The sequence below is a fragment of the Tateyamaria sp. LSS28 genome (assembly GCF_059611725.1).
Genome location: NZ_JCAPFI010000003.1, coordinates 464080 through 485989, shown reverse-complemented (window position 1 = coordinate 485989; position 21910 = coordinate 464080). Strand labels below are relative to the sequence as shown.

Sequence of the window (21910 nt, the reverse complement as noted above, 5' to 3'; positions counted from 1 at the left end):
TATGGGATTGGCCACTGCCATCAATGAAGCGCCGGAACACCATCTGGATGACCTTGTGTCGTTCCTAAGTTCCGAGTTCGCCATTGGAACGACCGATGAAGACGGGGCGCTTGACCGCGCGGATCCCGGGGAAGTCGTCTCGGCCCTCAAGGCCTGGGCGTATATGCATCTTAACGACGGAACACAGGGAGACTAGCAATGACGCAGATCGACTACGGCCGCGCCGCCAAATACTTCCTGCTGCAAGACTTCTGGCAAGGTATGAAGCTGGGGCTCAAGTACTTCTTTGCGCCCAAGGCCACTCTGAACTACCCGCACGAAAAGGGGCCTTTGTCCCCACGTTTCCGCGGCGAGCACGCGCTGCGCCGCTATCCCAACGGGGAAGAACGCTGTATCGCGTGCAAGCTGTGCGAGGCGATTTGCCCGGCGCAGGCGATTACCATCGACGCTGAACCGCGCGAGGACGGCAGCCGCCGCACCACCCGGTATGACATCGACATGACCAAATGCATCTATTGCGGCTTCTGTCAGGAAGCGTGCCCGGTCGATGCCATTGTCGAAGGTCCGAACTTCGAATTCGCCACCGAGACCCGCGAAGAGCTTTTCTATGACAAGGAAAAGCTGTTGGAGAATGGTGAGCGATGGGAAGCCGAGATCGCACGCAATCTTGAACTGGATGCACCGTATCGCTGATGGGAGCCTGGGGACCACATAGCTTTGACAACGATACGGCAGCCGACCTGCTGGATACGTTGAAAAACCTCGATCAGCCGTTCGAGCAGGCCGAAGCTGTTTGCGAAAGCTTTGAGGCAGTGTTTGAGGCACCGGCGGGTGATCTTGATGCGGATCTGGCATCGACAGCGGTGGCCGGAGCCGAGGTTATTGCGGCGTGTTTGGGGCAGCCGAAGGACGAGGCCGAAGCGCCGTTTGATCTCGAAGCCTCGTTCAAGTTTTACGATGACGCAGTCGGGATGGCTCTTGCGGCTTTGGACCGGGTGACCACCGCAGGCTCAGAACTGGCTGAACTGTGGGACGAGACCGAAGATGCGAGCACGTGGCGCGCAAGCGTTGCTGATCTTGCCGCGCGTTTGAAGGCCGCGGCGAAAGTCCATGACCTTGCGACAGATTTCGCACCCGACGCGCGTGAGGCTGACCCTGAACAGGCGCTGCGCAGTGACGTAGATCAAGTCTATGCCGACATGATGGTTGAGATCGAGCGTCTCGCCGATGGCGCGGCGGGTAACGTTCAAGTCGAGGTTCTGCGCCATTTGGTGCGCAAGCTGCATCTGATTCACAGCGACATCAACAACACGCGCTATTTTATTGCGGATAGCCTGGATGCACTGACCGCCCGCATCGAAGGTCTCGAGGGGCAACGCTCATGACAGATGACAAGAACAACCCCTTTGCCGCGATGCTGGCCCAGATGCAGGAGATGACCAAAGCGTTTCCGCAAATGGCGGCGTTCGATCCGTCGAAAGGGTTTGATCCCAAGATGTTCGAGGCCCTGTGGCCGACCATGCCCAAGGATTTGATGGAGACGTGGTTTGGCAACAAACTCAATGAGAATGGGCTGGATGCCAAAACCCGGCTCCTGCTGACCCTTGCCGGGCTGACCATGCAAGGTGCCCAGGCTGATACGGCCATTCGCCAGACCGTGCGACACGCACGCGAGGCGGGTGCCACCGACCAACAGATTTCCGAGACTTTGGGCATGATGGCGATGTTTGCCGGTGTGCCCGCCATGACCCGTGCGATGGCATTGGCCCAAGAGGTCATGGGTGACGACGAGGACGAGACATGACTGTATTTGCCTTCTACCTCTTTGCGATCAGCGTGATCGCGGGCGGCCTGTTCACCGTGATCAGCCGCAACCCCGTCCACTCGGTCCTATGGTTGATCCTGTCCTTCCTAAGCGCGGCGGGCTTGTTCGTGCTCTTGGGCGCTGAGTTCGTCGCGATGCTTTTGATCATTGTCTATGTGGGCGCGGTCGCGGTGCTGTTCCTTTTTGTGGTGATGATGCTGGACGTGGACTTTGCCGAGCTGAAGGCGGAGATGGCGAAGTACATGCCGCTTGCGCTGCTTATTGCTGTAGTAATCCTGATGCAGTTCGTCATGGCCTTTGGCGCATGGGAATCGAACGCCGCCGCCGAAGGTCTGCGTGCGCAGGTGACGCCCGTGGATCGCCACAACACTGAAGCTCTTGGGATGATCCTTTACGACCAATATTTCCTGCTTTTCCAGCTTGCGGGTCTGATACTGCTGGTCGCCATGGTGGGTGCAATCGTGCTGACCCTGCGCCACCGTTCAGACGTGAAGCGACAGGACGTTATCGCCCAGATGATGCGCGACCCTGCGACAGCGATGGAGCTGAAGGATGTCAAACCGGGGCAGGGGCTGTAACCCTTGATTCAACGGTGCATATATCTTGCAGCATTTGTCGCAATGCTTGGTGGTGAGGCCGTTGCCTTGGCCCTAACCGATTGTGACCGCACCACGCATATCTCGCATGGCGGTCAGGCTGACCACGTCGATCTGGGCGAGGGTCGCGTGATGTGGCGTGACTGGTGGAGCCAGGAAGGGACGGCGACGTCGTTTTCGGTTGTAGATTGCGCGCCCGGCACAGCTCTGAGCTTCCGTACGCAAGAAGAGAACATGGGCAATCGTTTGCCCTTTGACCGGACCGACAAGGCGCTGGCTGTGATTGATCGCCACGAAAGCGGGGCACGGGCTTTTGCCAGTTTTGACCGCATCGCCGCCGATCTGGATGGCATCGCGCGAGACATCAACATCATCACGCTGGAAGCAGAGCCTTGCGCCTGCGCCGCACTCTACCCCGAGGTTCGGGGTGACAAGACGGAATTCATGCTGGGCTGAGCCCTGCAACAGACGACAAGCGGGGGCACACCGCGGAGGGACGACATGATAGGACTTGAGCATTACCTGACCGTCGCGGCGACGCTGTTCGTCATTGGCATCTTCGGGCTTTTCCTGAACCGCAAGAATGTGATCATCCTGCTGATGAGCATCGAGTTGATGCTGCTGGCGGTGAACATCAACCTCGTGGCCTTCTCGTCCTTCCTGGATGACCTTGTGGGGCAGGTGTTCACCCTGTTCGTGCTGACCGTCGCCGCGGCTGAGGCCGCCATCGGTCTGGCCATCCTGGTCTGTTTCTTCCGCAACCGCGGCACCATCGCTGTCGAAGACGTCAACGTGATGAAGGGCTAAGTCACAATGGAAACCATTATCCTTTTTGCCCCTCTCGTTGGCGCGCTGCTTTGCGGGTTTGGCTGGCGCATTTTTGGCGAAACCGCCGCCATGTGGATCTCCACGGGCCTGCTGTTCCTGTCGGCCATCCTGTCCTGGATCGTGTTCCTGACCTTTGACGGCACGACCGAGCAGATCCAGATTCTGCGCTTCATCGAAAGCGGATCGCTCAGCACAGATTGGTCCATCCGGCTTGACCGTTTGACGGCGATCATGCTGATCGTGATCACCACAGTGTCGTCGCTGGTCCACCTTTACAGCTTTGGCTACATGGACCACGACCCGCAGTGGAAAGAGGGCGAAAGCTATAAGCCGCGCTTTTTTGCCTACCTATCGTTCTTCACCTTCGCGATGTTGATGCTGGTGACAGCAGACAACCTTGTTCAGATGTTCTTTGGCTGGGAAGGCGTGGGCGTCGCTTCGTACCTGTTGATCGGGTTCTACTACCGCAAACCATCGGCCAATGCGGCCGCTATCAAGGCGTTTGTGGTGAACCGCGTTGGCGATTTCGGCTTTGCCTTGGGTATTTTCGCGCTGTTTTTCCTCACTGACTCAATCAAGTTCGACGACATCTTTGCAGCTGCACCCGAGCTGGCGCAAACGCAGCTGACCTTCCTGTGGAGCGAGTGGAACGCGGCGAATCTGATCGCCTTCCTGTTGTTCATCGGGGCCATGGGCAAGTCGGCGCAACTGTTCCTGCACACCTGGTTGCCTGACGCGATGGAAGGGCCGACGCCTGTGTCGGCCCTGATCCACGCCGCGACCATGGTGACAGCGGGTGTGTTCCTTGTTTGCCGCATGTCGCCGCTGATGGAGTTCGCGCCCGAGGCGATGGCCTTTGTAACGTTCCTGGGGGCCGCCACCGCATTCTTCGCGGCGACTGTGGGTCTGGTTCAGACCGACATCAAGCGTGTGATCGCTTACTCGACGTGTTCGCAGCTGGGCTACATGTTCGTGGCCGCGGGCGTTGGTATGTATTCGGCGGCCATGTTCCACCTGCTGACGCACGCCTTCTTCAAGGCTATGTTGTTCCTTGGCGCAGGCTCGGTGATCCACGCGATGCACCACGAGCAGGATATGATGAACTACGGCAACCTGCGGAAGAAAATTCCCTACACGTTCTGGGCGATGATGATTGGCACGCTGGCGATCACTGGTGTTGGTATTCCGGTCTGGATCTTTACGCTGGGTGAGATCCCGATTGGCTTTGCAGGCTTCCAGTCCAAGGATGCGATTGTGGAAAGCGCCTATGCGGCTGGCACCGGCTTCAGCTTCTGGGCGCTTGTGATTGCCGCGCTGTTCACAAGCTTCTACTCGTGGCGCCTTATGTTCCTGACCTTCTACGGCGAGGCGCGGGGCGACAAGCACACTCATGACCACGCCCATGAAAGCCCAATGACGATGATCGTTCCGCTGGGTGTTCTGAGCGTGGGCGCGATCTTTGCCGGGATGGTCTGGTACGGGTCTTTCTTTGGTCACACGGATCAGGTCGCCAAGTTCTACGGCATTCCTTACGCAGAAGAGAGCCATGGGGACGATCACGCCAAGGCGGACGATCATGACGAAGCGAAAGCGGATGATCACGGTGACGACCACGGCAAGGCCAAGGACGAGCATCACTACATGTTCGCCGGGGAACCGGGGCAGGGCGCTATCTACATCGGCGAGGGCAACACCGTCTTGGATGACGCCCACAAGGTGCCGTACTGGGTGAAAACCTCGCCCTTTGCCGCGATGCTGATCGGCTTCCTGATGGCCTACTGGTTCTACATCAAGAACCCGGAGCTGCCGAAGCGCCTGGCCGAGAACCAGCGCCCCCTCTACCTGTTCCTGAAGAACAAGTGGTACTTTGACGAGCTTTACGACTTCATCTTTGTGCAGCCCGCCATGTGGATCGGCAAGAAGCTGTGGAAGAAGGGCGATGGCAACGTCATTGACGGGACCATCAACGGCGTGTCGATGGGCATCGTGCCCTTCTTCACCCGGCTCGCGGGCCGCGCGCAGTCCGGCTACATCTTTACCTATGCCTTCGCCATGGTGATCGGGATCGCGGTCCTTGTCACCTGGATGACGCTCAGCGGAGGAGCGAACTGATGGACAATATCCTTTCCATCACCACTTTCATGCCCGCGCTGGCAGCGTTGATCCTAGCCGTGTTTCTGCGGGGCGAGGATGAAGCGGCGCAGCGCAATGCCAAGTGGGTGGCCATGGCCACGACGGGGATCACCTTCATCGCGTCGCTGTTCATCCTGTTCGAATTCGACCCCAACGACACCGGCTTCCAGTTCGTGGAAGAGGGCACGTGGATCATGGGCCTGACCTACAAGATGGGGGTCGACGGGATCAGCGTTCTGTTCGTGATGCTGACCACCTTCATAATGCCGCTGGTCATTGCTGCGTCGTGGTCCGTGACGGATCGGGTCAAGGAATACATGATTGCCTTCCTGCTGCTGGAAACGCTCATGCTGGGCGTGTTCATGGCGCTGGATCTCGTGCTGTTCTACCTGTTCTTCGAGGCCGGTCTGATCCCGATGTTCCTGATCATCGGCATCTGGGGCGGGGCGAACCGCATCTACGCGAGCTTCAAATTCTTCCTCTACACCTTCCTCGGCTCGGTGCTGATGCTGGTGGCGATGGTCGGGATGTATGCCGATGCCGGCACCACCGATATCGAGACGCTGCTGAACCACCAGTTCCGGACAGAGACGTTCAGCTTGCTGGGCATTCAGATTGTCGGCGGGATGCAGACGCTGCTGTTCCTCGCCTTCTTCGCCAGTTTTGCAGTGAAGATGCCGATGTGGCCGGTGCATACGTGGTTGCCAGATGCGCACGTTCAGGCCCCAACGGCCGGGTCGGTCGTGCTGGCCGCCATCCTGCTGAAGCTTGGTGGCTACGGCTTTATCCGCTTCTCAATCGGCATGTTCCCGGTTGGATCCGATGTGATGGCCCCGCTTGTGCTATGGATGTCGGCGATTGCGATTGTCTACACCTCGCTCGTGGCGCTTGTGCAAGAGGACATGAAGAAGCTGATTGCCTATTCGTCGGTGGCCCACATGGGTTTTGTGACGATGGGCATCTTTGCCGCCAACCAACAGGGGCTGGACGGTGCGATCTTCCAGATGCTTAGCCACGGGTTCATCTCAGGCGCGCTCTTCCTGTGTGTTGGCGTGATCTATGACCGGATGCACACGCGGGACATTGACGCCTATGGCGGTCTGGTGAACCGGATGCCGGCCTATGCGCTGATCTTCATGCTGTTCACCATGGCCAATGTGGGCTTGCCAGGCACGTCCGGGTTTGTCGGCGAATTCCTGACGCTGATGGCGGTGTTCCAGGTCAACACATGGGTCGCGGCTGTGGCGACGACCGGTGTGATCTTCTCTGCCGCCTATGCACTATGGCTCTATCGCCGAGTGGTGATGGGCGATCTGATCAAAGAAAGCCTGAAGTCGATCACCGATATGAGCCGCCGAGAGCGGGCAATCTTTGCCCCGCTGGTGGTGATGACGATCCTGCTGGGTGTGTATCCGGCGCTGATCCTCGACATCATTGGCCCGTCGGTGGCTGCCCTTGTGACCCAATACGATACGGCACTGGCCGCGGCGGAAGCTGCGACGCAGTTCGCCGAAAACTAAGGACGCTGATATGTCTGCTGATCTGACCATCATCCTGCCCGAGATCCTGCTGAGCGTCTTTGCCATGCTGGGTCTCATTGGGGCGGTTTACACGTCCAAGGACGGCCTCGCGTCACCTTTGCTTTGGGCGACATCCGCCGTGTTCTTGGCCGTTGCTGCCTGGATCGGGTTTGCGGGTGAGGGGACGAATGTCGCCTTTGGCGGCATGTTCGTTGATGACGGGTTTTCGCGCTTTGCCAAGGTCACGATCCTTGTGTCCGCCGCCGCAGTCCTGTTGATGAGCGAAGGTTACATGTCGCAGCGTGGGCTGCTGCGCTTTGAATACCCGATGCTGGTTGTTCTGGCGGTGGTCGGCATGATGACTATGGTCTCCGCCGGTGATCTGATGGCGCTCTATATGGGCCTCGAATTGCAGTCGCTGGCTTTGTACGTGGTGGCGTCCTTGCGCCGCGATTCTGTGAAGTCGACCGAGGCGGGTCTGAAGTATTTTGTGCTGGGCGCATTGTCCTCCGGCTTGCTGCTCTATGGTGCGTCGCTGGTTTATGGCTATGCGGGCACCACGCTGTTCTCCGGCATTGTGCAAGTCGCGGAAGAGGGCGTGTCGCTTGGCCTGCTCTTCGGTCTCGTCTTCCTGATGGCTGGCTTTGCGTTCAAAGTTTCGGCTGTGCCCTTCCACATGTGGACACCGGACGTTTATGAGGGATCGCCCACGCCGGTTACAGCGTTCTTTGCAACGGCCCCCAAGATGGCAGCCATGGCGTTGTTTGCCCGGGTGATGCATGACGCCTTTGGCGGCGCGGTGGCCGACTGGCAGCAGGTGATGGCGCTGTTGTCTGTGCTGTCGATGTTCCTTGGGGCCTTCGCTGCTATCGGCCAGACCAACATCAAGCGGCTGATGGCGTTTTCGTCCATTGCCCATATGGGCTATGCCCTCATGGGGTTGGCGGCGGGCACCGTACTGGGTGTACAGGCGATGTTGGTCTACATGGCGATCTACGTGACCATGAACGTGGGTACCTTTGCCTTCATCCTTATGATGGAGAAGGACGGGCAGCCGGTGGTCGAGATCGACTCGCTCAAAATGTATTCCAAGCGCGAACCGGGCAAGGCCCTGGCAATGCTGGTGTTGCTGTTTTCGCTTGCTGGCGTTCCGCCGATGCTGGGCTTCTTTGGCAAACTCTATGTGCTGCGCGCGGCCTATGAGGGCGGACTGGCATGGTTGGCCATCGCGGGTGTGATCGCATCCGTGATCGGTGCCTACTATTACCTGCGCATTGTCTTCTACATGTACTTTGGCGACACGGATGAAGAGCGCCTGAACGGCGGTAAATCCCCGATCCTGTGGGCGATGCTGATGGGATCGGCCGCCGTCATGGTGCTGGGGATCATCAACATGTTCGGTGTCGAAGGGGCTGCTGCTGCGGCTGCGCTGACCTTGGTGAACTAGGGCGCCTTTGACACACCGGCCCTTCGGGGAGGATTTTTTGGAAACAGGGAAGTCATGACCGCTTGGCCCTCAGGATATGGGCGGCGCGTACTGCCGTCGGTGGATTCAACCCTGAGCGAGTCGGCGCGTATCGCATCCGATCTGGCGGGACCGGAGTGGCTTTTGGCGCTGGAGCAAACTGCAGCGCGTGGGCGTCGCGGTCGGACTTGGGCGATGCCGGCCGGCAACTTTGCTGGCACGTTGGTGTTGCCGTTGGACGAGGAGCCAGGGCAGGCTGCCTTGCGGTCTTTTGTCATGTCTTTGGCCCTTCGCGATGCGTTTGTGGCCGCAACGGGTCGAGAGGATGTGTTCGCTCTGAAGTGGCCCAATGATGTGCTGCTGCGCGGTGGCAAAGTGGCCGGTATCCTGCTGGAGAGCGTTGGCAGTGGTGCGCGGGTCACTCATTTGGCAATTGGGGTGGGCGTAAACCTTGCTGCAGCGCCTGACGCATCTCAGGTAGAAGAAGGGGCGCTGCCGCCCGTGGCGTTCAAGCCGACGCTCGGAGCGGATATCTCGCCGGAAAGCTTCCTGGACTTGCTAGCGGCTGCCTACGCGCGTTACGAAGACCAATTCCGAACTTATGGGTTTGATCCGATCCGCACCGCTTGGCGCGCGCACGCGGCCAAAATGGGCGAGGTTATCACGGCCCGCACGACGCGCGACACACATGTCGGTACTTTCATGGACGTGGACCGCGATGGTCAACTTGTTCTAGAGACGGCCAAGGGCCGGATCACCATCCCGGCGGGCGACGTCTATTTCTGAAAAGGGGCATACGATGCTTCTAACCATCGATTGCGGCAACACGAACACAGTCTTCTCGATCTGGGATGGAACAGAGTTCCTTGCCACATGGCGCGCCTCGACCGAATGGCAGCGCACCGCAGATCAATACTATGTCTGGCTGTCGACCCTGATGGAGTTCCAGAAGCTGGACGTGGACATCACGGATGTCATCATTTCATCCACGGTTCCCCGCGTTGTCTTTAACCTGCGCGTCCTGTGTGACCGCTATTTTAACTGCCGTCCTTACGTTGTGGGCAAGTCTGACTGTTTACTGCCAGCACCGCCGCGCGTGGATGAAGGGACGCAGATTGGTCCAGACCGTCTGGTCAACACGGCGGGGGCTTATGACCGGTGTGGCGGCGACCTGATCGTTGTGGATTTTGGGACCGCGACCACCTTTGACGTCGTGGCCTCCGACGGTGCCTATGTCGGTGGGGTTATCGCACCCGGTGTGAACTTGAGCCTTGAGGCCCTACATAGTGCAGCGGCAGCGCTGCCACATGTCGATATCACCAAGCCACAGGCCGTTGTGGGCACGAACACCGTGGCCTGTATGCAGTCTGGCGTCTTTTGGGGTTACGTGGGCCTTGTTCGTGAGATATGTGCCCGAATTAAAGCGGAGCGCGCCCGCGAGATGCGCGTGATCTCGACAGGGGGGCTGGCCCCCCTGTTTCAGCAGTCCGAGCCGCTGTTTGACGACTTTCAAGACGATTTGACGATGCATGGCCTGACGGTCATCCATCGCTTTAACAAGGAAAACAACTGAAGCAATGAGCAGTAAACGTTTGATCTACCTGCCCCTCGGGGGAGCGGGTGAAATTGGCATGAATGCCTATGTCTATGGCTATGGCCCCGAAGATGCCGAGCGGCTGATCGTGGTCGATCTGGGCGTGACCTTCCCGGATATGGACAGCACGCCCGGTGTGGACCTGATCCTGCCCGACATCACCTGGTTGGCTGAGCGGAAGGATCGCATCGATGGTATCTTTGTCACGCACGCCCACGAGGACCACATCGGGGCCGTCGCGCATACCTATGGCCAGCTTGGCGCACCGATCTATGCACGGCCTTTCACGGCCAATATCGCGCGTCGCAAGATGGATGAGCACGGGCACCCCGACGATGCCGTTCGGGTCGTGGCTGGATGGCCGGATCAGGTCCATGCGGGTCCTTTCCACGTGGGCTTTCTGCCGATGTCCCATTCGATCCCGGAAAGTGCTGCGCTGATCATCGACAGCCCTGAGGGCCGTGTGATCCATTCGGGCGACTTCAAACTGGATCCGACACCTGTTGTTGGCGAGCCTTTTGATCCAGACCTTTGGGCCGACGTCAGCAAGGACGGGGTCAAGGCATTGGTCTGTGACTCGACCAACATTTTTTCACCGCATCCCGGACGGTCCGAGATTTCGGTGGGGCCGGAGATCGAAAAGCTGGTGCGTGGCCACACCTCGGGGATCGTGGTTGCCACAACATTTGCATCGAACGTCGCGCGGGTCAAAACGCTGGCCGAGGCGGGTGAGCGGGCAGGGCGGTCCATTGTCCTGCTGGGTCGCGCCATGCGCCGGATGATTGAGGCCGCCGTTGAGACTGGTGTCCTGACGGAGTTTCCATCGGTTGTCAGCCCGGAGGATGCCAAGAACATCCCGCGTGAAAACCTGATGCTGCTCGTCACCGGCAGTCAAGGCGAACGGCGTGCGGCGTCAGCCCAACTGGCGAATGGCAAGTACATGGGGTTGGAGCTGAAAGAGGGCGATCTGTTCCTGTTCTCGTCCAAGACCATTCCGGGCAACGAGCGTGGTGTGATCCGCATCATCAACCAGCTTTCCGAAAAGGGTGTTGATGTTGTCGATGATTCATCGGGGCTCTACCACGTATCGGGGCACGCCAACCGGCCCGATCTTGAACGCCTGCAGGACATCGTGAACCCTCAGATCGTTGTTCCCATGCATGGTGAACACCGGCATTTGCGGGAACATGTTAAGCTGACCGAGGGTAAGGGGCGCGCAGGTGTCCTTGCTGTGAATGGCATGATGATTGACCTGAGCGGCAATGCCCCGAAGGTTGCGGAGTATATCGAAACCGGGCGGACGTATCTGGATGGATCCGTGCAGATCGGTGCGTTGGACGGTGTGGTCCGTGACCGTATCCGCATGGCGCTGAACGGGCATGTGCTGGTCACGCTGATCTTGGATGAAGAGGATGAACCGCTCGGTGAGCCATGGTGTGAACTGATGGGCCTGTCCGAGACCGGGCGCAGCAATGCTGCGCTGGTTGAGGTGCTGGAAGAAGACCTGAGCCAGTTCCTTGGGCGGGCAGATGCCAAGACCTTGCGTGACGATGATAGCTTGACCGAAGCGTTGCGGCGCATCGTGCGCAAGTCGGCGCAGGATGAGATCGGCAAGAAGCCCGAAGTGACGGTTGTGATCAGTCGGATGCACTGAACAAAAAAAGGCGGGCCAAGGCCCGCCTTTTTCTTCATAAGAATGCGATGGTCAGCTCGCCATACGCTCTTCAAAGCTCAGGCCAATGAAACTGGGCGTATGATCACCCAATCCAACAACCTTGTTGCCACCACGATCATCGCGGGACGACCGGCTGCGGCTGGAGGATGAGCGGCTGCGCGATTTCGAAGAGGTGTCCTCGCGAGGCGTTTCTGCCTTGGTTTCGGTTATGGCTTCGACAGGTGTTTCGGTTTTCGGTTCCGACTTTGACCGTGACGACCGGCTGCGTGTCGACTTTGGTTTTTCTTCTGCGTCGGTTTTTTCTGTTGCCGCAGGTTTGGACGATTTCACCGGGTTGTCGAGGCGCGGGATTTCCTTCTGGATCAGCTTCTCGACCGCGTCGAACTGCTTTTCATCGCGGGGCACGCAGATGGTAATCGCCTTGCCCGCCCGCCCGGCGCGGCCGGTCCGACCGATGCGGTGAACATAGTCCTCGGGGTGGCCGGGGACATCGAAGTTGAACACGTGGCTCACCGACGGCACATCAAGGCCGCGCGCCGCCACATCCGACGCCACAAGGATACGCAGTTCACCGTTGCGGAAGCCATCCAGTGTGCGGGTCCGTTGTGACTGATCCAGATCACCGTGGATCGGGGCAGCATCATATTTGTATTTTTTCAAAGACTTGGCGACGATATCTACATCCGTCTTGCGGTTGCAGAAGATGATCGCATTGGTCAGCTTTTCGCCTTCGGCATCGATCAGGCCGCGCAGAACTTTGCGTTTTTCCGAAGCCTCGCGGTCTTTGCGCGAGCCTTTGAACATGACAACGCCCTGTTCGATCGTCTCGGATGCGGTGGCCTGACGGGCCACTTCGATACGTTCCGGGTTCGACAGGAAGGTGTTGGTGATGCGCTCGATCTCGGGGGCCATGGTGGCAGAGAAGAACAGTGTCTGGCGGGTAAATGGTGTCAGGCCAAAGATGCGTTCGATGTCAGGGATGAAACCCATGTCCAGCATCCGGTCGGCTTCGTCCACGACCATGACCTTTACATCGTTCAGGATTAGCTTGCCGCGCTCGAAGTGATCGAGCAAGCGGCCGGGTGTGGCAATCAGCACATCGACACCTTTGTCGATCAGCAGGTCCTGTTCCTTGAAGCTGACGCCGCCGATGAGCAAAGCCTTGGTCAGCTTCACATGCTTGGCGTAGGTGTCAAAGTTTTCGGCCACCTGTGCCGCCAGTTCGCGTGTCGGACACAGCACAAGGCTGCGCGGCATCCGGGCGCGGGCGCGGCCACGGGCCAGCGCGGTGATCAGGGGCAGGGTGAAGCTGGCGGTCTTGCCGGTGCCTGTCTGGGCGATGCCCAGAACATCACGCCCGTCCAAGGCGGCGGGAATCGCACCCGCCTGAATTGGGGTTGGCGTTTCATAGCCAGCTTCATCGATGGCTTTCAGCACCTTTGGATTCAGGTTCAGATCAGAAAATTTTGTCATGTATGTCCGTTGGTTGCGGACACTGACTTGGCCCGCGGCGTATGATGATGTTAGCCGGAGTGGCCCAAAGGGGGCACCGTGCCCCAACATGCTGCGCGTCCATAGCAAAGGCGCTGCTTGAGGTCAAACTGCGGCGTTGGGGAAATGCTTGGCCATCAGGGTTTCGAGGTTCAAATCAACCTCGCGCAAGAGACCGTGCGCTTGCAATCGGGCACGCATGTCGGGGCTGTCGCCGATCACCTCGTCATAAAACGCACGCAGCCCATCTTCGCCCTCAGTCGCTTCCAGATGCTTGAACACCTCGTGCAGTGTCATCCCACCTTTCTCGGGTGTCATGGCAGGCTTGAGTTCCGCGCGGTAGGACCCCTTTTCGAGCCGGTATGCATAGGTGGCCCGCCAAGCCTCCCAGGATTTGGAGTGACAATGCGCGAGTGCGATCTCGGGCAGTTCGACAGCGTTCGCTAACATCTGGCCGCTTTGAAAGGCATTGTGGATGCGGACCTGGATGTCCGGCAGGCCGGTGCGGACAAAGAGTTTGCCTGCAACATGGCTGAGGAAGCCACCTTTCACATATGCGCCGAATGTGGGGTAGGTCGCGCGTACGATCTTTGCCCTGTTCGAACCCGGTGGCAGATATGCCTTGAACGCGTTGTCAGACCCGCCCAGCACCTCCATCGGGCGGACGCGGGCGTGGTGTTGTTTGGCGTCCAAAGCCACCAGACGCTCTGAAACTGACTGGTCTGGCACCAGAAATTCATCAGCATCCATGTGGATCAACCAATCCACCTCGGGCCGCCGGTTGTACGCATGTGTCGCATTCTTTGTCTGGCGCACCTGATGCTTGACTGGACGCCCACCCTGCTGCTTCCAGTAGGTGGCATCGCATGTTTGAACGCGCACTTTCGGGTGCTTTTTCAGATGGTTGAAAGCGTCCCGATTGTCATCGTCCAGATAGATGTAGAGCCGATGCGCGCCCAGCTCGATGTGATGGGCCGCAAAGCGCAGGATGTCTTGGGTCGGGGCAAGAATGGTTGCTGAGAGACCCCACTTGACCATCCCTCAATCCTCCAGATTTCCGAAGAAACGTTCGACCTTGGCATCCAGGTTCAGCGCCTCCACCCGAAGCAAATCATGTTCCTTTAAAAGTGCAATTCGCTCCTTTGTAGGGACACAAAGCTCGGTATGGAATGCGCGCAATGCGTCGGGTTCCGGGTCATCCATCAAAGCCCTGAACAGGTGACCCCGCAGGTTCGTTTCACCGTTGCGGTCATGGTAGCTGCCCTTTGACAACCGGTAGGCCAAATGCCGTTCAAACGTCTCGAAATTGGGAGCGTGGGCGTGCCCGAGTTCGACACCCGGAAGCAGTGCGGCCCCCGGAACCGGCTGACCGGCATGGTGCAGCGCGTGGATGCCTAGGCGGACATTTGGCAACCCGGTGCGTGCCACAATTTTTGGAGAACGTGTGCCGATGAACCCGCCGGGGATGTGCTCTCCGAACACCGGGTAGATGGTACGTCGGATCGTCTTTGAGGCTGGGCGTTTGAAGTGATGCGGGTCTGCAGAACCTTCCATCATTTCAACAGGTTGCAGTTCGATATGTGACGCATCGGGCTCAACTGCAGCCAACAAGTCGGCCAGCGGGTGCGGGCTCAGAATAAACTCGTCCACATCGATATGTATCAGCCAATCCAGCTGGCTCATCCGGTAGGTCCGGGCGGCATTGAACATTTGCCGCCTCTGGTGGGTTGTCCAGGCACGGCTGGGCTTGCCTTGCCAATACCCGTCGTCACATTGCGTGAAGCGCACCCGTGGATGTGCGAGCCGTTCAGCGATGGATAGGTCAGGCACATCCAGATGGATGCGGATGCGTTGGGCGCCAAGATCGAGGTGAAAGGCGATGAATTCCGCGATCTTGCGCAACGGCGCTTTGACAGTGGACACGATGCCCCAACGCAGTTTTTCCGGGTCTGTTTGAACCGGCTGCGGGACCGGGATTTGCGGCCCGTTGGTCATGTCGTCAGACCATCATTTCCTTGGTCGCGCTCAGTGTCACATCCGGATAGTCGCGGGCCACGCGGTCGATGTCCCACTGCAGGCGCGTGAGGTAGACAATGTCGCCGTCATGGTCGTGACTGATATGCTGTTTGTTGCTTTCCGCAAATTTATCAACGGCTTGTTTGTCACCGCTCACCCAGCGGGCAGAGGTGAATTGTGATTGTTCGAACCGCACGGGCAGCCCGTATTCCAGCTCGATCCGGCTGGCGAGTACTTCGAATTGCAGTGCGCCAACTACACCAACGATAAAGCCCGCTCCGATGGACGGTTTGAAAACCTTGGCCGCCCCTTCCTCTGCAAATTGCATCAACGCCTTTTCCAGATGCTTGGCCTTCAATGGATCGCCTGCGCGGACACCTTGTAGCAGTTCAGGCGCAAAGCTTGGAATACCTGTAACACGCAAAGCTTCACCTTCGGTTAACGTGTCGCCGATGCGCAATTGGCCGTGGTTCGGAATGCCGATGATGTCGCCGGCCCAAGCCTCTTCCGCCAGTTCGCGGTCGGAGGCGAGGAACATGACAGGGTTCGAGATGGCCATGGGTTTCTTGGACCGCACATGGGTCAGTTTCATGCCGCGTTTGAAGTGACCCGAGGCCATTCGGACAAAAGCCACGCGGTCGCGGTGCTTGGGGTCCATGTTGGCCTGCACTTTGAAGACAAAGCCGGAAACCTTTGTTTCTTCGGGTGAAATCTGGCGGGGCTGTGCGGACTGAACCTGTGGCTGCGGGCCATAGTTGGCGATGCCGTCCATCAGTTCCTTGACGCCAAACGAGTTGATCGCCGAGCCGAACCAGATCGGTGTCAGCGTGCCTTGCAGCATCGCCTCGGCATCCAGCGGTGGCAGCAACTCGCGGGCCATTTCAAGTTCTTCGCGGAGCTGGTTCAATTGTGCTTCGGGCACGTGCTCGGCCAGCTTGGGGTCGTCCAAGCCGTTAATTTCAATGCTTTCCGCGACCTTGTTGCGGTCCGCGCGGTCCATGAGTTCCAAGCGGTCGCGCAGGATGTCGTAGCAGCCGATGAAGTCGCGGCCCACACCGATGGGCCAGGAGGCCGGGGTGACGTCAATAGCGAGGTTTTCCTGAATTTCGTCAATGATCTCAAAGACGTCGCGGCTTTCGCGGTCCATCTTGTTACAGAAGGTCAGGATGGGCAGATCACGCAGGCGGCAGACCTCGAACAGCTTTTGCGTCTGGCTTTCGACGCCCTTGGCCCCGTCGATGACCATGATCGCTGCGTCGACTGCAGTGAGCGTGCGATAGGTGTCTTCCGAGAAGTCGGAGTGGCCGGGTGTGTCGACAAGATTGAACCGGAACTCTTTGAAATCGAACGACATTGCAGAGGCCGAGACGGAGATGCCGCGGTCTTTCTCCATCGCCATGAAGTCAGAGCGGGTGCGCCGCGCCTCGCCCTTGGCCCGGACCTGTCCAGCCATCTGAATAGCCCCGCCGAACAGCAGGAACTTTTCGGTCAGGGTCGTCTTGCCCGCGTCGGGGTGCGAGATGATCGCAAAGGTGCGGCGACGGGCGATTTCGGGGGGCAATTCAGGGCGGTTATCCAACATGAGCGCCGTATATCCGGGGTCTTAAACCGGGGCAAGCGCAGCATGTTTCGGGGTCAGCAGCAGGGTGTCACCCCCCGTGCAGCATCCGTACACCCCCTGTGCACCCCCAACGCGCGCATCGGTCAGTGCACGTTAACCCTTTGGTGACAGTCTTGCCCTGTTTGCAGATCGAAGTCAGGAGCCGACGACATGCACCAGAGCCAGCGCAAAGCCCAACTGGATTTGATGGTCACGTTGGACCGTCATCAGGGTGAAATGCGGTACAAGCATATCGAAGAGTCGATCCCGGCGGCCTGGAACGGGCTGGACAGTTTCGATGGCGTCAAGCCGCACAAGACGCGCGTCACCATTCGACTGGATGCGGACATGGTGAAGTGGTTTCGCAAGCTGGGGCCGAATTATTCCCAACGGATGAACGATGTTTTGCGCATCTACTGGTCTGCATTGATGGGCGGTCAAATCACGGCCTTTATCGGAGACGACCCCATGCCGCGCATGTCGCTGGAGATGAGTGCGTTGAACCGCCGGCTGAAAGAGCAGAATGCGGACATGGGGATCACCGAGCCGTCGTGACAAAAACTGTCAGTAGGGCGGCGTAGGGTTGGGATATTCATTTCAACGAGGATATCGCCATGACGCTAAATGAAATTGCCGACAAACTGGTCGAAGGCTGCCGCAACAACACCTCGGCGGACAATCTTGACGCGCTCTATGCCGCAGATGCTGTTTCGGTCGAAGCGACGGACAATGGCATGGGCCGCGAAGTTCAGGGTATTCCGGCGATCCGGGGCAAGCACGACTGGTGGGAAGCCACGTTTGAAGTCATGGATGCTTCGGTTTCGGATGCGATGCTGCACCCGGACGACCGTTTTGCCGTGATCTTTGAGTTGAAGGCCAAGCACAAGGAAAGTGGTGAGGTCACCGACATGAAGGAAGTGGCGCTGTATACGGTCGCGGATGGTAAGATCGCGCGGGAAGAGTTTTTCTACTCGGTCTGAGCTTACCCGTTTGTTTCTTTCATCAATGATGTGCGCGAGAGGCGCATCGAAGTCTCTCGCGCTTTGTCAGCAGTCTTTGTAATGCTGGTTAAGGTCTTGCGATCAATACATCGCACAGGGGTTCCCGCATGAGGTCGGTCGCAAGTGAGCCAAGCAGGCTGCGCGCCGCACCAACCCGCCCGTGGGCACCCACGGCAATCAAGTCAACATTGCCGGTGTCTACCTTGCGGCGCAGAATGGGGTAGGGCACGCCCGCCAGAATTTCGAGTTGCTCCATCTGTTCCGATGGCAGGTCCTCGCCTCGCATCCAAGCTTTTGCTGCACTTTCTGCTTCTTGTCGGAACGACGCTTCGATGGCGTCGGCGGCGGCCTTGGTCTGCGACAGCATGCCAGAATAGGGGATGTGCAGCGCGTGCACTGGGTGAATGGTGGCGGTGGGCGCCAAGGCGTGCGCCATCCGCATGGCGCCGCTGCAGGCCGGGGAAAAGTCGCAGGCAGACAGAATCGTGGAATAGGCATGATCGACCCGGTCCGTCACCAGAAGAACAGGTGTTGATATGCGCCGCACGATGCGTTGCATCGTCGTTTCACGCACGGCGTCCAGAAACGGGCGTTGACGGTGCGTGCCCATGACAAGCAAATCCACCTCGTCCGTGCAGGCGCGAATGATGTTGGCGCTGGGATCCCCTGGTTCGGCCTTGATCGTCACGTTCACCCCGTCGCAGACCGAGGTGACGAACCGGTCCAGCGTGGCGCGGGCCTTTGCGTGCAGGGTGTCGATGATCTCCAATGGCATCGCATCGTCCAGCACCGTCAGAACCGTCAGCGCAGCACCATGTTCACGCGCGATTTGCGCGGCCCGGCGCACGGCCCGATCAGACCGGATGGACAGGTCTGTGGCAACAAGGATCGAGGTCAGCTTGGTCATTGATGTCTCCGTTTCAGGTGCTTGAACCTGATGTGGCGACTGCGACGCCTGCTTGCCTTGATATGCGTCAAGCGTCGGCGGATTTCAGCGCGTTGATGCCCGTTTGAGCAATTCGGCAACGTCCGGACGGTCCAAAAGCGTCTCGGTCACATCGAGGCCGGACAGGCCCGCGTCGGTGTGTGAGGTGAGTTGCGATGAGATCTCTTTGGGCAAGACTGGCATTGTCCGCGTGTCGATCAGCATGGATTCCGCCGCGATGCCTTCGGCATATATGATCTGGTGGGTGTCGAAGAGAAGTTCGAAGTAGTCCACGAACCCGCCGTCCTGCACCGTCACGCTGTCATTGTTGACCAGGTGCCTGGCCTTGACGAGAAGTTCGGAACGGCCAGCACCGAGACGATCCTTGCGCTGGTAAATGAACAGCCGGTGATCGGGTGAAACGATCAGGTCGCGGTCATTGTTCAATGTGCCTGCGCGAATGCGGATGGGGGCGAAGTCGCCCGTCGCCCGAACCGTCGATTGACCAACCCATCGCACCTCTTGCACACCATCATTGCGCGTCAGCACGCGCTCTCCGACCACCAGGTCTTCGATCGGTTTTTGGGCGCCGGAGGCCATAGTAATATGGGTGCCGCGGGTGAATCGGGCGCAGGTGAGATGCGCAAGTTTACTACGCGCTTCGTCCCGTTCGATGCCGACAAGGGCGTAACCGATCCGCGGAGCCAGCCGGGCGAGTGGCAGCAGGTAGACCTGATTGATATTGCCTGCAGCGTCCACTTCGACCAGTACGATGGCGTCCGTGATGTGCCCATCTGGCGACATGAGCGTGAGGGCGCAATCGAGGTGGATGGCCGCCCCGGGCGCGCCGCATTCGCTGCCTTCCGCGACGGTCAGATGAGCCGGGTCACCGGCATGTGTCGACAGCCGCATGGGCTGGGCTGACGCGGCCAGCGCATAAATATCATCCAGCAGCATATCGTCCGCGTACGTCAAAGGGTCGCCCAGATTGGCGCCTTCACTCACCACAAAGTCTTCTGCGCGGAAGACGGACATGCTTTGCGCTGGTGTATGGGCGATCTTCGTCATCTGATTTGCTACTTGGGTAATATACCACCCACTTAAATAGAATTGTGCCCCCCCCGGTCAACGATTTGGTCTTTTACTGGCGCATCAGTGAACGTCCCGTTACCTGTTGGTGCGAAAACTGAATGGGAGAGCGATCATGGATCTTGGAATTGCAGGCAAGCGGGCGGTTGTGTGCGCCTCGTCCAAGGGGCTGGGTCTGGGATGCGCCGAGGCGCTGGCGGCTGCGGGTGTGCATCTGGTCATGAATGCGCGTGGCGCCGAGGCGTTGGAGGCATCGGCAGACGCGATCCGCGCGGCGCACGGCGTTGATGTGCAGACGGTCGCGGCTGATGTGACAACGGCCGAGGGGCAGAGCGCGTTGGTCGCGGCTGCTGGTGATGCCGACATTCTGGTCAACAATGCAGGCGGCCCGCCCCCCGGCATGTGGCATGACTGGGACCGTGACGATTTCATCAAAGCGCTCGACGCCAACATGCTTGCGCCCATTGCTCTTATCAAAGCCCTTGTGCCCGGCATGATGGATCGCGGCTGGGGCCGGGTGGTGAACATCACGTCACAATCGGTGAAAGCGCCCATTCCCGTGCTTGGGTTGTCGAACTCGGCCCGGGCGGGTCTGACCGGCTATGTCGCGGGCACCTCGCGGCAGGTGGCAAACAAGGGCGTGACCATCAACAACCTGCTTCCTGGCATTCATGCCACGGACCGTGCCGATGCGCTGGACGGGGGCGTGGTGGCGGCCAAGGGCATCACGTTGGAGGAGGCACGCGCCGAGCGTGCAGCCACCATTCCGGCGGGCCGCTATGGCACTCGCGAAGAGTTTGGCGCCGCTTGCGCGTTCCTGTGTTCGCAGCATGCGGGCTTTATCGTGGGTCAGAACCTGCTGCTGGATGGCGGCGCAACGGTGGCGACAATATAAAGAGCGGTCGCATCGGCAGACGCGGCCAGTGGCAAGGGTCGCTTCTGCTGCCAAAAACTGTCAGCGTCCCGGGGCTATTGGGACTGTGCACGCAACCATCTTTGCATTGAAGGATAGACCCAATGGCCAAGGCGCAGCCGACTTTTTCGCTGAAAGACCAACTTTTCAACGCGGAGTCCTTGGGTGACTTGGCGGATGAGTTTGTAGCGGGCGTGCCCGGATTTGACCGCGATGCTTTTCATGCCGCGGCCCTGTCGGGCATTGCCGAGCGGTCGTTGATGGAGTGTCTGGATTGGTTTGCGGATTGTCTGGAGCCGCATCTGGCCGCTGATTTCCCGACGATGGCGGACCAGTTGCAGGCGGCAATGCCGCCCCGGCTTGACCCCGCGCTACGCGATGACGATTTTGGCCGCTTCATTCACGCAGTGCCGGGGGTTCTGGCGGTCCGGCACGGGCTGGAGGATCACCGGGAGCGTGCGTTGGACCTGCTCTATGAAGCCACGCAGCGCTTTTCCATGGAATTTTACATCCGTGCCTTCCTGAACCGGTGGGCGGATGAAACACTGGCCCGCCTGGAGATGTGGGCCGGTGACGAGAATTACCATGTAAGGCGGTTGGTCAGTGAAGGGATGCGGCCCAAGCTGCCCTGGGCAAGGAAGGTGGAGCTGACGCTGAACCAGACCTTGCCGCTGCTGGACCGTTTGCAGGCGGATTCCACGCGCTTTGTGACCCGTTCTGTCGCCAACCATCTCAATGACGTGGCCAAGACCGCGCCAGATGCCGTGCTGGAGCGGCTGGCGACGTGGGAGGCGCAAGCCACGCAGGACGCCAAGGAGCGCGCGTGGATGCGCCGACATGCCTTGCGGACGCTGATCAAGGATGGGCATCCGAGCGCGATGGACATGCTGGGCTATCGCGGCGATGCGGACCTGTCGGTGTCTGTTGATGTGGCGACGCCAAAGGTGCCGTTGGGCGATGGGTTGGCATTCACCGTCACACTGGAGGGGGCAGAGGCAACCCCCGTGCTGGTTGACTACCGCATCCGGTTTGCGCGGCCCGGGGGGAAAACCGGTGAAAAAGTGTTCAAACTGAAGGTGGCGGAGGTGAAGCCTGGCAAGCCGCTGGTGCTGAAAAAGGTGCACAAGCTGAAGGCCAATGCGACGACCTTTGAATTGCACCCCGGCGCGCATGGGCTGGTTGTGCAGGTGAACGGTGTGGATCGTGCCGAGGCGTCATTCGACATCGTTTAGGGTTGGT

General features: G+C 59.2%; 23 protein-coding genes. 17 read left to right on the top strand and 6 right to left on the bottom strand.

The genetic code is table 11. The features are described from left to right. The first annotated feature begins 1 nt into the window (after position 1). From AC53L6_RS10985 to AC53L6_RS10925, 13 genes are read left to right on the top strand one after another with little or no spacing between them, the layout of a single operon-like run. Positions 2-196, top strand: a complete 195-nt coding sequence (locus AC53L6_RS10985) for a hypothetical protein (protein ID WP_299200616.1) — start codon at positions 2-4, stop codon at positions 194-196. A 2-nt stretch (positions 197-198) separates the two neighbouring features. Continuing rightward, entirely contained in the window at positions 199-693 is a 495-nt protein-coding gene (nuoI, locus tag AC53L6_RS10980; RefSeq protein ID WP_299200614.1) for an NADH-quinone oxidoreductase subunit NuoI, read from the top strand. Then, positions 693-1385, top strand: coding sequence for a DUF4259 domain-containing protein (locus AC53L6_RS10975; protein ID WP_496907862.1), 693 nt, complete (start codon positions 693-695; stop codon positions 1383-1385). Before nuoI ends, AC53L6_RS10975 begins: the two co-directional genes overlap by 1 nt. Continuing rightward, positions 1382-1804, top strand: a complete 423-nt coding sequence (locus tag AC53L6_RS10970) for a carboxymuconolactone decarboxylase family protein (RefSeq protein WP_299200610.1) — start codon at positions 1382-1384, stop codon at positions 1802-1804. The genes AC53L6_RS10975 and AC53L6_RS10970 overlap by 4 nt, the downstream gene beginning before the upstream one ends. Then, positions 1801-2403 carry an NADH-quinone oxidoreductase subunit J gene (locus AC53L6_RS10965; RefSeq protein ID WP_189369898.1) on the top strand — a complete coding sequence of 201 codons (603 nt, stop codon included), beginning with the start codon at positions 1801-1803 and terminating at the stop codon, positions 2401-2403. Before AC53L6_RS10970 ends, AC53L6_RS10965 begins: the two co-directional genes overlap by 4 nt. Before the next feature lie 42 nt (positions 2404-2445). Beyond that, positions 2446-2877 (top strand): hypothetical protein, encoded by a 432-nt coding sequence (locus AC53L6_RS10960; protein WP_496907861.1) that lies wholly within the window; start codon positions 2446-2448, stop codon positions 2875-2877. 45 nt (positions 2878-2922) lie between these two features. After that, positions 2923-3228 carry an NADH-quinone oxidoreductase subunit NuoK gene (gene nuoK / locus AC53L6_RS10955; protein ID WP_039686350.1) on the top strand — a complete coding sequence of 102 codons (306 nt, stop codon included), beginning with the start codon at positions 2923-2925 and terminating at the stop codon, positions 3226-3228. 6 nt (positions 3229-3234) lie between these two features. After that, positions 3235-5361, top strand: coding sequence for an NADH-quinone oxidoreductase subunit L (gene nuoL, locus AC53L6_RS10950; RefSeq protein WP_496907860.1), 2127 nt, complete (start codon positions 3235-3237; stop codon positions 5359-5361). Beyond that, positions 5361-6902: an NADH-quinone oxidoreductase subunit M gene (locus tag AC53L6_RS10945; protein WP_496907859.1), complete on the top strand. Its 1542-nt coding sequence runs from the start codon at positions 5361-5363 to the stop codon at positions 6900-6902. The genes nuoL and AC53L6_RS10945 overlap by 1 nt, the downstream gene beginning before the upstream one ends. 10 nt (positions 6903-6912) lie before the next feature. Next, positions 6913-8349, top strand: a complete 1437-nt coding sequence (gene nuoN / locus AC53L6_RS10940) for an NADH-quinone oxidoreductase subunit NuoN (RefSeq protein WP_299200600.1) — start codon at positions 6913-6915, stop codon at positions 8347-8349. 54 nt (positions 8350-8403) lie between these two features. After that, the gene (locus AC53L6_RS10935) at positions 8404-9153 is read left to right on the top strand and encodes a biotin--[acetyl-CoA-carboxylase] ligase (protein WP_496907858.1); all 750 of its coding nucleotides are present in this window, start codon (positions 8404-8406) and stop codon (positions 9151-9153) included. A gap of 13 nt (positions 9154-9166) precedes the next feature. Further along, positions 9167-9940 (top strand): type III pantothenate kinase, encoded by a 774-nt coding sequence (locus AC53L6_RS10930; protein ID WP_299200596.1) that lies wholly within the window; start codon positions 9167-9169, stop codon positions 9938-9940. A 4-nt stretch (positions 9941-9944) separates the two neighbouring features. Then, complete coding sequence (locus AC53L6_RS10925; protein ID WP_496907857.1) at positions 9945-11615, top strand: ribonuclease J; 1671 nt, start codon at positions 9945-9947, stop codon at positions 11613-11615. Between the two features lie 51 nt (positions 11616-11666). Here the strand turns inward: AC53L6_RS10925 and AC53L6_RS10920 are convergent, their stop codons facing one another. From AC53L6_RS10920 to AC53L6_RS10905, 4 genes are all read right to left on the bottom strand, one after another. Further along, positions 11667-13109: a DEAD/DEAH box helicase gene (locus AC53L6_RS10920; protein ID WP_496907856.1), complete on the bottom strand. Its 1443-nt coding sequence runs from the start codon at positions 13107-13109 to the stop codon at positions 11667-11669. Between the two features lie 123 nt (positions 13110-13232). Then, positions 13233-14165, bottom strand: coding sequence for a glycosyltransferase family 2 protein (locus AC53L6_RS10915; protein ID WP_496907855.1), 933 nt, complete (start codon positions 14163-14165; stop codon positions 13233-13235). Between the two features lie 3 nt (positions 14166-14168). Beyond that, positions 14169-15122 carry a glycosyltransferase family 2 protein gene (locus tag AC53L6_RS10910; RefSeq protein WP_496907854.1) on the bottom strand — a complete coding sequence of 318 codons (954 nt, stop codon included), beginning with the start codon at positions 15120-15122 and terminating at the stop codon, positions 14169-14171. 4 nt (positions 15123-15126) lie between these two features. After that, a complete protein-coding gene (locus AC53L6_RS10905; protein ID WP_496907853.1) occupies positions 15127-16725 on the bottom strand; it encodes a peptide chain release factor 3 in 1599 nt (532 codons plus the stop codon). A gap of 189 nt (positions 16726-16914) precedes the next feature. Here AC53L6_RS10905 and AC53L6_RS10900 point away from each other — a divergent pair, with 189 nt between their 5' ends. Both AC53L6_RS10900 and AC53L6_RS10895 read left to right on the top strand, forming a co-directional pair. Then, positions 16915-17298, top strand: a complete 384-nt coding sequence (locus tag AC53L6_RS10900) for a BrnA antitoxin family protein (protein WP_496907852.1) — start codon at positions 16915-16917, stop codon at positions 17296-17298. A 59-nt stretch (positions 17299-17357) separates the two neighbouring features. After that, entirely contained in the window at positions 17358-17723 is a 366-nt protein-coding gene (locus AC53L6_RS10895; RefSeq protein ID WP_299200580.1) for a nuclear transport factor 2 family protein, read from the top strand. An 88-nt stretch (positions 17724-17811) separates the two neighbouring features. Here the strand turns inward: AC53L6_RS10895 and AC53L6_RS10890 are convergent, their stop codons facing one another. Together AC53L6_RS10890 and AC53L6_RS10885 are read right to left on the bottom strand one after the other, a co-directional pair. Then, on the bottom strand, positions 17812-18651 hold the full coding sequence (locus AC53L6_RS10890; RefSeq protein WP_299597403.1) for a universal stress protein: 840 nt from the start codon (positions 18649-18651) through the stop codon (positions 17812-17814). Positions 18652-18735: 84 nt separating this feature from the next. Further along, positions 18736-19737 (bottom strand): Hint domain-containing protein, encoded by a 1002-nt coding sequence (locus tag AC53L6_RS10885; protein ID WP_496907851.1) that lies wholly within the window; start codon positions 19735-19737, stop codon positions 18736-18738. Positions 19738-19873: 136 nt separating this feature from the next. Here AC53L6_RS10885 and AC53L6_RS10880 point away from each other — a divergent pair, with 136 nt between their 5' ends. Both AC53L6_RS10880 and AC53L6_RS10875 read left to right on the top strand, forming a co-directional pair. Further along, positions 19874-20653: an SDR family oxidoreductase gene (locus AC53L6_RS10880; RefSeq protein WP_496907850.1), complete on the top strand. Its 780-nt coding sequence runs from the start codon at positions 19874-19876 to the stop codon at positions 20651-20653. Between the two features lie 122 nt (positions 20654-20775). Then, positions 20776-21903: a YhaZ family DNA alkylation repair protein gene (locus AC53L6_RS10875; RefSeq protein WP_496907849.1), complete on the top strand. Its 1128-nt coding sequence runs from the start codon at positions 20776-20778 to the stop codon at positions 21901-21903. The last annotated feature ends 7 nt before the right edge of the window (positions 21904-21910 follow it).

Coding starts and splice junctions, on each gene's coding strand:
- AC53L6_RS10985 (WP_299200616.1), top strand. CDS start 2: ATGGGATTGGCCACTGCCATCAATGAAGCGCCGGAACACCATCTGGAT.
- nuoI (WP_299200614.1), top strand. CDS start 199: ATGACGCAGATCGACTACGGCCGCGCCGCCAAATACTTCCTGCTGCAA.
- AC53L6_RS10975 (WP_496907862.1), top strand. CDS start 693: ATGGGAGCCTGGGGACCACATAGCTTTGACAACGATACGGCAGCCGAC.
- AC53L6_RS10970 (WP_299200610.1), top strand. CDS start 1,382: ATGACAGATGACAAGAACAACCCCTTTGCCGCGATGCTGGCCCAGATG.
- AC53L6_RS10965 (WP_189369898.1), top strand. CDS start 1,801: ATGACTGTATTTGCCTTCTACCTCTTTGCGATCAGCGTGATCGCGGGC.
- AC53L6_RS10960 (WP_496907861.1), top strand. CDS start 2,446: ATGCTTGGTGGTGAGGCCGTTGCCTTGGCCCTAACCGATTGTGACCGC.
- nuoK (WP_039686350.1), top strand. CDS start 2,923: ATGATAGGACTTGAGCATTACCTGACCGTCGCGGCGACGCTGTTCGTC.
- nuoL (WP_496907860.1), top strand. CDS start 3,235: ATGGAAACCATTATCCTTTTTGCCCCTCTCGTTGGCGCGCTGCTTTGC.
- AC53L6_RS10945 (WP_496907859.1), top strand. CDS start 5,361: ATGGACAATATCCTTTCCATCACCACTTTCATGCCCGCGCTGGCAGCG.
- nuoN (WP_299200600.1), top strand. CDS start 6,913: ATGTCTGCTGATCTGACCATCATCCTGCCCGAGATCCTGCTGAGCGTC.
- AC53L6_RS10935 (WP_496907858.1), top strand. CDS start 8,404: ATGACCGCTTGGCCCTCAGGATATGGGCGGCGCGTACTGCCGTCGGTG.
- AC53L6_RS10930 (WP_299200596.1), top strand. CDS start 9,167: ATGCTTCTAACCATCGATTGCGGCAACACGAACACAGTCTTCTCGATC.
- AC53L6_RS10925 (WP_496907857.1), top strand. CDS start 9,945: ATGAGCAGTAAACGTTTGATCTACCTGCCCCTCGGGGGAGCGGGTGAA.
- AC53L6_RS10920 (WP_496907856.1), bottom strand. CDS start 13,109: ATGACAAAATTTTCTGATCTGAACCTGAATCCAAAGGTGCTGAAAGCC.
- AC53L6_RS10915 (WP_496907855.1), bottom strand. CDS start 14,165: ATGGTCAAGTGGGGTCTCTCAGCAACCATTCTTGCCCCGACCCAAGAC.
- AC53L6_RS10910 (WP_496907854.1), bottom strand. CDS start 15,122: ATGACCAACGGGCCGCAAATCCCGGTCCCGCAGCCGGTTCAAACAGAC.
- AC53L6_RS10905 (WP_496907853.1), bottom strand. CDS start 16,725: ATGTTGGATAACCGCCCTGAATTGCCCCCCGAAATCGCCCGTCGCCGC.
- AC53L6_RS10900 (WP_496907852.1), top strand. CDS start 16,915: ATGCACCAGAGCCAGCGCAAAGCCCAACTGGATTTGATGGTCACGTTG.
- AC53L6_RS10895 (WP_299200580.1), top strand. CDS start 17,358: ATGACGCTAAATGAAATTGCCGACAAACTGGTCGAAGGCTGCCGCAAC.
- AC53L6_RS10890 (WP_299597403.1), bottom strand. CDS start 18,651: ATGACCAAGCTGACCTCGATCCTTGTTGCCACAGACCTGTCCATCCGG.
- AC53L6_RS10885 (WP_496907851.1), bottom strand. CDS start 19,737: ATGACGAAGATCGCCCATACACCAGCGCAAAGCATGTCCGTCTTCCGC.
- AC53L6_RS10880 (WP_496907850.1), top strand. CDS start 19,874: ATGGATCTTGGAATTGCAGGCAAGCGGGCGGTTGTGTGCGCCTCGTCC.
- AC53L6_RS10875 (WP_496907849.1), top strand. CDS start 20,776: ATGGCCAAGGCGCAGCCGACTTTTTCGCTGAAAGACCAACTTTTCAAC.